This window comes from Longimicrobiaceae bacterium (assembly GCA_035696245.1).
Classification (GTDB): domain Bacteria; phylum Gemmatimonadota; class Gemmatimonadetes; order Longimicrobiales; family Longimicrobiaceae; genus DASRQW01.
In genome coordinates this window covers 1-8,626 of the sequence record DASRQW010000249.1, presented here as the reverse complement: position 1 = coordinate 8,626, position 8,626 = coordinate 1, and the positions used below count along the sequence as shown (strand labels likewise).

General features: G+C 70.6%; 11 protein-coding genes. All 11 read right to left on the bottom strand.

The annotated features are described in order from the left end of the window. Positions 1-71: 71 nt before the first annotated feature. The gene (locus VFE05_11795; protein HET6230744.1) at positions 72-260 is read right to left on the bottom strand and encodes a hypothetical protein; all 189 of its coding nucleotides are present in this window, start codon (positions 258-260) and stop codon (positions 72-74) included. A gap of 295 nt (positions 261-555) precedes the next feature. Next, the gene (locus tag VFE05_11790) at positions 556-702 is read right to left on the bottom strand and encodes a hypothetical protein (protein ID HET6230743.1); all 147 of its coding nucleotides are present in this window, start codon (positions 700-702) and stop codon (positions 556-558) included. A gap of 369 nt (positions 703-1,071) precedes the next feature. Next, positions 1,072-1,275: a hypothetical protein gene (locus VFE05_11785; protein HET6230742.1), complete on the bottom strand. Its 204-nt coding sequence runs from the start codon at positions 1,273-1,275 to the stop codon at positions 1,072-1,074. Positions 1,276-1,578: 303 nt separating this feature from the next. Further along, complete coding sequence (locus VFE05_11780) at positions 1,579-1,791, bottom strand: hypothetical protein (GenBank protein HET6230741.1); 213 nt, start codon at positions 1,789-1,791, stop codon at positions 1,579-1,581. Between the two features lie 343 nt (positions 1,792-2,134). Then, on the bottom strand, positions 2,135-2,347 hold the full coding sequence (locus VFE05_11775) for a hypothetical protein (GenBank protein HET6230740.1): 213 nt from the start codon (positions 2,345-2,347) through the stop codon (positions 2,135-2,137). Between the two features lie 161 nt (positions 2,348-2,508). After that, positions 2,509-3,204 (bottom strand): hypothetical protein, encoded by a 696-nt coding sequence (locus tag VFE05_11770; protein HET6230739.1) that lies wholly within the window; start codon positions 3,202-3,204, stop codon positions 2,509-2,511. Next, positions 3,201-3,914, bottom strand: coding sequence for an endonuclease III (gene nth, locus VFE05_11765; protein HET6230738.1), 714 nt, complete (start codon positions 3,912-3,914; stop codon positions 3,201-3,203). Before nth ends, VFE05_11770 begins: the two co-directional genes overlap by 4 nt. After that, positions 3,883-5,628: a DNA polymerase/3'-5' exonuclease PolX gene (gene polX, locus VFE05_11760; protein HET6230737.1), complete on the bottom strand. Its 1,746-nt coding sequence runs from the start codon at positions 5,626-5,628 to the stop codon at positions 3,883-3,885. Before polX ends, nth begins: the two co-directional genes overlap by 32 nt. Next, positions 5,625-6,755 (bottom strand): hypothetical protein, encoded by a 1,131-nt coding sequence (locus VFE05_11755; GenBank protein ID HET6230736.1) that lies wholly within the window; start codon positions 6,753-6,755, stop codon positions 5,625-5,627. Before VFE05_11755 ends, polX begins: the two co-directional genes overlap by 4 nt. Positions 6,756-6,875: 120 nt before the next feature. After that, positions 6,876-7,622, bottom strand: a complete 747-nt coding sequence (locus tag VFE05_11750) for a metallopeptidase family protein (GenBank protein ID HET6230735.1) — start codon at positions 7,620-7,622, stop codon at positions 6,876-6,878. Between the two features lie 289 nt (positions 7,623-7,911). Further along, the coding region (locus tag VFE05_11745) for an NAD(+)/NADH kinase (protein ID HET6230734.1) at positions 7,912-8,626 on the bottom strand (715 nt) is incomplete at its 5' end.

Below are 8,626 nucleotides of genomic sequence, written 5' to 3'. Positions count from 1 at the left end.
CCCGGCGGGGGCTCTTCGCGGGCCGCGCCCGGAGGGAAGCGGCTCGCGCTCCCCTCGGGCATGTGCCGCAGCTACATCATGATGCTGCCACCGCCGCCGGAATCGCACCCGCTGGCCGTGGGGTTGATCCCGCAGCCGCTCACGCAGCCGGTACAACACATGGGCGTGATGCGCTGCTGCGCGATCATCATCTCGGTGGTGGGCTCGTCGGACGTCGCGAAGGAGCTAACGGTCAGGGAGTCGAGATCGAGCTTGCTCATGGGGAGGTCTCCGGGAGAGAAGAGTGGCGGCGGGTGCGGTCGCTGGGAAGATGATAGTGACGTGTCTGGAAATGTGCAAATTAAGTCGTTTAAAGGAGTTTGTTTCAGATGTAGCGAAGATTCGAGTCGCCGAGATCGAGGCACTGCGGAGTGCCGTCTCCCGCGGAGGCGGAAGAGACGGCGTGGCGAGCCGGGGCGCATGCAGACGAGGCGGGGACCGCGCCGGCAGATGTGGTTCGCTGAGGGCGGAAAAGATGCTACGAGAAACCGCTGCCGGTTGGGCAGCGGTATCGGATCACGCGGTGTCGAGGGACGGCTCGGGGAAGATGCCACAGCCGCTCGGACAGCCCGTGCACTTCATGACGGCCACGCTCCGGGCGACTTCCACGGCGGGATCGAACGTTTCCACGGTGAAGTCGGTGTCGAGCTTGTACTGTTCCATTGGATGCTCCTTGGGAATGTCGTTTGGCCGAACGCGGTCCCCGGGCGGATACTAACCGGAGCCTGCGGCTGAGGCAACAAACGTCCGAATAAGTGATTGTGAGATGTGCCGCGAACGATCATCACACCAGTGCGTTCCCGGCCTGTCTCCGGCGTTCGCCACCGGCTGGATGCACTGGAGGAACGCAGCGTTGCGCGGCACGGTCGACGGATGGCGGAGAGCGGCGCGTTGACCGGGAATGGGGCGGGAGCGGCCGAAGAAGAGCGAGACGGGGGGTGCGCCGGGGGAGGTGGGACCGCGCCGGCGAGTGCGTGTCGATGAGGGCTGGAAGGTGCTACGTACCGCAGCCTCGGGAGGCTGCGGGGACGATCACATCACGGCAAGGACCGCGATCGTCTGGTCACCACCGCCGCTCGCGCAGCCGCCGGCGGTCGGGTTGATCCCGCAGCCGCTCGCGCAGCCGGTGCAACAGAAGATGTCGATGGCCGTCTTGCCGGCGCTGGTCGCGACCATGGCCGAGGTGTCGAACGAGTCCACGATGAGGTCGGTGAGGTCGAGCTTGCGCTGGTCCATTGGATTCTCCTTCGGAGGGTCGTTGGGCCAAGCGCGGTCCCGAACGGAAGCTAACCGGGCAGACGTCACGGCGCAATAAAACGTCTGAATATGTGTCGTTCACGTGTGTAAGATCGCTCGCTGAGACAGCCGGAGACGTGACGGTCCGGCGAGCCGGGACGCAACGGAAGCGGATCCGGAACGGCCGCTCTGCCGGATCGGGCGGAGCAAAACGACGAGCTTCGATTGAAAGGGTGCGGAGCAGATGGGACCGCGCCGAGCGGCTGTGTTGCGTGAGGTGGGGCCAGGGTCGTGCGGGTGAGGCTACGCGGCGCAGATGAACACGCTGTCGTCGCCGGTCGTGGTCTTGGTGCCGCTGTTCTCGCAGCCCGCCGTGTAGAAGATGCCGCAGCCGCTGTCGCAGCCGGTGCAACAGAAACCTCCTGGGGTGGTGATCACGGCGGGCGCCGCGGTGGCGGGCGTGGTGGCGAAGGTGTCGACCGTGAGGGCGTCGATGTCGAGCTTGACCTGGTTCATGGGAGTCTCCTTGGGAGTGACGTGAGCCAGGCGCGGTCCCGGATGCAAGGTATCCGAAGATGCGGCATCGCGCAACAAACGTCCGGTTATGTGACGCTCGCGTATCCCTCCTTTCGGCGTGAATCGCACGTTTACATCCGTCGGAAGATCATCTTGCGACCCTTCGTCACAGACCGTGCCTCGAAGATCGCGGACGCGCGAAGGCTCGCGTCCAGGTGAGGTGACGCGTTTCGGAAGATGGGCGAGCTTCGGCGTGGAGGTGCAGCGAGGGGGGACCGCGCCGGCGGAAATCGGTGGGTGGGGAACGGTCGAAGGCTGCTTTGCCGAACGGCGATGGGAAAGGTCAGCCGGTGGCGTCGAGCTCGTAGACGCAGTGGATGCCGTCCGTGGTGCTGGTGCCGCTGGCGGTGCAGCCCGCGGTGTAGAAGATGCCGCAGCCGCTGTCGCAGCCGGTGCAGCAGAAATCCGGATCCGTCGTGTTGGAGCCCGCTGCCGAAGCCGCGGTGGTGAACGAGTCCACGGTCAGATCGGTGAGGTCGAGCTTGCGCTGGTCCATGGGAGTCTCCTTGCGAGTGGCGTGGGCCAGCACGGTCCCTATCCGCAAGCTACGCCGGCTCCCGGAGCGATGCAACGAACGTCGCCATGTGTGCCCATGCGGGACGCGAGGCCACGGCCAAGATTCCATCATCTGCCAGCCAACGCTCCGCCGTCGATGGTTCAAGAGGCGCGCGCTGCTTCCACGGTGGTGAGGACGGCGTCGATCCACCGCGCATCGAAGCGGGATGCGTCCGCCGCCCAGGCGAGGACGCTCTCCACGGCGTTGGGGATGCCGGAGCGCTCGTCGGCCACGGCGGCGGCGAGGATCTCGCCGAAGCCGCGGGATTCTGCCGGCGCCGCATCTCCCGCGCGCTGCGTGAAGTCACGGGCGATGGCAGCGAGCGCATCTCCCGGCATCACGGCGTCGCGGCTGGCGCGTAGCGCGTCCGCAGCGGAGAGGATGGCGTCGTAGGCGGTCTCGCGCGAGGCGACGGCGAGGACCAGCTCGGCGTGGAGGTGCCGCGCGTGCGTCTCCAGGCAGAGCGACGGCATTCCGCGGGCGCCCAGCACCCCGGCCAGCCAGGTGAGCTGCCGCGCGGCGTGGCGTGCATCGCCCGCGAGGGTGGCCATCCACGCGCTGTCGCTCTCGCAGAAGCGGCGCCCGCGCTCGCCGAAGCGCCAGGCGAGGTACGGAAAGCGCTCCAGCGAACGGTCGGTGGCGCGGACGCCCGCCTCGCGCTCGCGGGGGTCTTCGGTGACGGGGTGCCAGCCCGCTTCGGGGTTGATGGAGACCGCATCCCCCGGCGTCGCCACGCCGCCGAAGATCGAGGCGACCTCCACCGGCGCGGGTGCGGTGGGCGGAGATTCGGTGCTCATATCCCCGTCCCGGCGGTCGTCACGCGCTTCCGCGCAGCCGCACGCGGGCGCCGGGCCGGCGCGCCGGGGGCGGAGGCGCACAGGTCCACGAGCGTGCACGTGTCGCACAGCGCGCGGCGGGCGGTGCAGACGGCGCGGCCGTGGTCGATGATGCGGTGCGTGAAGATGACGCGCGCCTCGGGCGGGAGCAGCGGCAGGAGGTCGCGCTCCACCTTCTCCGGGTCCTCCTCCAGCGTGAGCCCCAGGCGCGCGGCGATGCGCTTGACGTGCGTGTCCACCACCACGCCCTCGGCGATGCCGAAGCCCACCCCCAGCACCACGTTGGCCGTCTTCCGCCCCACGCCGGGCAGCGCCGTGAGCGCGTCCAGGTCGCGCGGCACCTCGCCGCCGTGGCGCTCCACCAGCGCGCGGCCCAGGCCGATGAGCGCCTTCGCCTTGTTGCGGAAGAAGTTGAGCGTCTTCAGCGCATCTTCCATCTCCGCCTGCGATGCGTCCGCGTAGTCCTGCGCGGTCCTGTACCTCTCGAACAGCGCGGGCGTGGCGCGGTTCACCGCTGCGTCGGTGCACTGCGCGGAGAGCACGGTGGCGACCACCAGCTGCAGCGGGTCGTCGTGCGTGAGGGAGCAGCGGCTGTCCGGGTACAGCGCGGCCAGGTGCTCCAGGATGGCGGCCGTGCGCTCACGGCGCGCCTTGTTGCTTTCTCTTGCCAAAGTGCTCCTCCACCTCTTCCAGCGTCCACGTGTTCAGCACCTGCGGCGCAGTGAGCCAGCCCTTGCGCGCCACGTTCACCCCGAAGGCCACGTTGCCCAGCGCACGCGTGGAATGCGCATCGGGGTCGATCGGCACCAGCACCCCTTTCTCGCCCGCGTAGCGCACGTGCCGCCAGTCCAGGTCCAGCCGCACGGGGTCGGCGTTGATCTCCACCGCCACGCCGTGCTCGGCCGCAGCGTCGATCACGGCGCGCACGTCCACCGCGTACGAGCCGCGGGACAGCAGCAGGCGGCCGGTAGCGTGGCCCAGGATGGTGATGTGCGGATTGCGCACCGCGCGGATGATGCGGTCGGTCATCTTCCGCTCCGGCAGCCCGAACGCGGAGTGCACCGAGCCGACCACGTAGTCGAAGCTCGCCAGCACGTCGTCGTCGTAATCCAGGCTGCCGTCGGACAGGATGTCGGACTCGATGCCCTTGAAGATGCGGAAACGGTCCTCGCCTTTGCCGCCGTTGGCGCAGTTCCAGGCGTCGATCTCGCGGTGCTGCTTCCGCACCGCGGCGGGGGAGAGGCCGCCCGCGTAGCCGGCGGACTTGGAGTGGTCGCCGAGGCCCAGGTACTGCCAGCCGCGCTCCCGCGCCGCCTCCGCCATCTCGGCCACCGTCGCCTTGCCGTCCGAATACGTCGTATGGCAGTGGAAGGTCCCGCGCAGGTCGTCCATCTCGACCAGCCGGGGGATGCGGCCCGCCGCGGCGGCCTCCACCTCGCCCCAGTCCTCGCGCAGCTCCGGCGGCACGTAGGCCAGGCCCAGCGCGCCGTACAGCGCCTCCTCGTCCGCCAGCTCCACGACACGGCGCGATTTGCGCAGCCCGGTCGCGTCGAGCGTGAAGCCCTTCTCTTCCGCCAGCGCTTGGAGCGCGGAGACATGCTTCCCGCTGCCGGTGGCGACGACGACGGCGGCGACGAACTGCTTGGGCGGCACGACGTGGAGATGCGCGGAGAGGCCGTCGGAGAAGACGATGCAGGCGCGGTCGCGCGCCTCGATCTCGCTCTCCGCCACGCCGGACAGGCTGCGGAAGCCGGCGAGGACCGCGGCGGGATGGTCGGATGCGGCGACGAGATCCACCGACTCGGCGATCTCCATGCGCCGGCGCACGTCGCCCGCGATCTCGGCGGCGGATACGTGGTCGTTGGCGCGCAACCATTCCAGCAGGCGCACCGCGACCTCCAGCGCGGCCGGGTAGCGCCGCCGCCCGCGCAGCGACCGCGCGAAGGCGATGCCTTCCAGCACCTTCGCCTCGGTCTTGGCGCCGAAGCCGGGCAGCGCGGCGACCTTCCCCGCCCGCGCGGCGGCTTCGAGGGCGTCCAGAGAGTCCACGCCCAGCGCGGTGTGCAGCGTGTGCGCCCGCTTGGGACCGAGGCCGGGCACGCGCATCACCTCGTACAGGCCCACGGGCATCTGCTCGCGCAGGCGGTCGTACAGGCCCGAGCGGCCGTCCAGCACCAGCTCGCGGATGGTGGATGCGATGCCTTCGCCCACGCCCGGCAGCGTGGTCAGCGCGTCCTCGCGCGCGAGCCTGTCCAGGTCCGCTCCCGAGCCCTCCAGCGCCCGCGCCGCCGCAGCGAAGGCGCGCGCGCGGAACGGGTTCTCGCCCAGCACTTCGCTGAGCATGGCGATCTCCGCCAGGACCGTCGCGACCTCCGCCCCCGTCACCGCCCCTCGTCGACATCGGGAGATGCGCCGGCATCCGCGCCGTCCGCCCGCCCCGCATCTCCCGAATCCGTGTCGTCCGATCCTCCGCCCCTCGATCGACCCGTGGCCGTCCCGCCGTCGACCGTCCCACCGTCACCCGATCCGCCGCCAGCCGCTCGCGCATCCGCAGATCCAGCTTCGGGGGATGCGGAGATGCCCTGCCCCGCATCTCCCGATTCCCCGCCCTGCCGTGCATCTCCAGCCGGATCGGGGATCGTCTCCGCCTGCGCCGAATCGAGCACGACGCGGGAATACGGCAGGTGGGAGAGGGCGATGGAGCCGGGGCGGTCGTGCGTGCGGCGCTCGGGCGCGTGCTCGGCGAGCACGAGGTCCGGGTTCTGGTCGACGTACCAGAGCGCCCGCGCCAGCAGCTTCAGCGCCTCGGCAGAGGTGAGGATGGAGTACAGGCCCGCCATCTCGCCGCCGGGCAGCACGCTGGCGAAGTCGCGCGCGCCGTCGCGGCCCGGCGCCTCCGCCCAGTCCGCCGCGATGCCGGGCCCCACCTCGGTGTCGAAGGGGATGATGCTGAAGCCGGCGCGCTCGCGGCGCATGCCCAGCACCATCAGCGCGGTCAGCTCGCGGTACGCGGGGCCCAGCGGGTCGTTGCCGCGCGTCTCCACGGCGAAGAAGCCGTCCACCGGCTCCGGCGTCGCGTCTGGCGAGATGCTGGCCCAAAAGAGCTGCGGCGGGAGCTGCACGTACACCGACGGATGCGGCATCGCCAGGTCCCAGTCGGCCAGCGTGGGCGCGGCCTCCACCAGGTAGCGCGCGACGGGCGCCTCCAGCGTGTACAGCCGCCGCCCGAAGCGCCAGAAGTTGAAAGAGTGGTACAGCAGCGCGCGGTGCTGCTCCAGCGCCTCGGCGGGCGCGTCGGCGGGGATCACGTCGCGCAGGGCGTCGCTGCCCACGGTGAGGAAGGCGAAGCGCTCGCGGCGCGCCGGGTCCTCGCCGCGCTCGTCGGCCTCGCGCAGCAGCGCGGGGAAGATGGCGGACTCGAACCCCGCCTCGCCGAACACCATCTCGTACGGCGTGAGCCGCGGCGCGCCGCCCGCGTCCCGCCGCCCCTGTGCCCCGTCCTGGTCCGCCAAAGCGCCCCTCCCGTGTGCCCGGTCCGCCCATCCGATGCCGCGCCGCCACACGCTGCAAAGGCGGCGCCGCCTTCGCCGCCCAAGCTATCGCCGGGCGCGGGCGGCCCGCCAGCGCGGAAGTTAGCCGTCGACCGGAAGCGGCAGCGCGTCCGCCCGGCTTTCCAGCACCTTCGGCTCGCGCGGCGAGAACAGACCGCGCAGCGTCTCCCACGCGCCGCGCTTGCGGACGAGAACGACCGTCACGGGCACGCCGTCGACCTCCGCTCCATCCACCTCCACGAAGTGCACGTCGCCCAGCTCGGCGGGACGGGAGATGCGCACTTCCCCGCCCTCCCACGCCACGCGGACGTCCGAGAGAGCGGCGAACTCCGCGTCCGTCAGCCGGCGCTCCACGAACAGCTCGCGCGCGACCTCCCACGCGGCGGGGCCGGCGGGCTCGCCGGAGCGGTAGAAGTGCGGGTCGAACGGCTTGCCCTCGCGCCGCAGGAAGCTCTGGTCGTCGGCATAGTCCACGTCTTCCAGCGCGTCCTCGCCCGCGGCGGTCTCGCGGTGGTGGCGGATCTCGTGGGTGATGGTCTCCCAGATCTCCTCGTCCCAGTCCCACGCGTCGTCCAGCCGGGAGAGGGCGACGAACGAGCCGTAGTAGAGCACCACGAAAGAGCGCAGCGTCCGCGCGGACTCCGGGTCGGGGTCGTGCTCGCCGGTCGCGCACTCGCCGAGCGTGTACACGTCCTCCAGCTCGGGATCGGGCACCGCTTGGCGCTCCACCACCAGCTCGTCCACGCCGCGCCGGTACTCGTCCGGAACCTGGTCGAACACCGCCTGCGCCCGCCTGCGGAACTCCATGAAGCTGATCGCCTTCGCCACTCCCGTCCTCCCGCCCGCGGTTCGTCCTCGTGAAAAATCGACCAGACACCCGGCGCGATCACCCGGAAAAAGCAGGCTCACGCGGAGACGCGGAGGACGCGGAGAACTGCAGGAGAAGAGAGTTGTTCTCCGCGACTCCGCGCCTCCGCGTGAGGTTCTTCCGTCTCTCCTGCGACGGGCTCCCGCTCACAACGCGAACGCGTCCCGGTCGAAGTGACGGAAACGCGTTCGTGGATCGGTCCGGCGCCCTCAACCGTGCCTGTCTTGGATGACGTAGAATCCGCGGACTCTACCGCTCCCGCTCCACCAGGTCACCCCAGCGGAGCTTCCGGCGGAGGGTGGAGAAGAAGGTCTGGCCGGCGAAGCGGACGAGGCGCACGCGGTTGGGCGCGCAGCTCACCGTGACCTTCTCACCGGGCGCGAGGCGCAGGTCTTCCTGCCCGTCGATGGTCAGGATCAGCTCGTCCGCGGGCGAAAGCGCCTCCACCGTGATCGTCTCGTCCGCGGGGAGGACGAGGGGGCGCACGGCGAGGGTGTGCGGGCAGATGGGCGTGGCGATGATGCAGTCCACCAGCGGCGAGATGATGGGTCCGCCCGCGCTCAGCGAGTACGCGGTGGAGCCCGTGGGCGTCGCCAGGATGATGCCGTCGGAACTGTAGGTGCCTACCTCCTCGTGGCGGGCGCGGACCACCAGGCGGATCACGCGCGCCACGCCGCCCTTGTGCAGCACGGCGTCGTTCAGCGCCAGGTACTCGCCCCCCTCCTCGCCCCCCTCGCGGGTGAAGCGCACCGCCAGCGCCATGCGCTCGTCGAGCTCGAAGTCGCCCGCGAACCAGAGCTGCAGGGCCCGCTCCAGCTCCTCGGGCGCCGCCGAGGTGAGGAAGCCCAGGTGCCCCAGATTGATGCCGAGCACGGGGACCCGCGCGTGCGCCACGATGCGCGCGCCGCGCAGCAGGGTGCCGTCGCCGCCCAGGGTGAGCATGAGGTCCAGCGAGGGCACCACC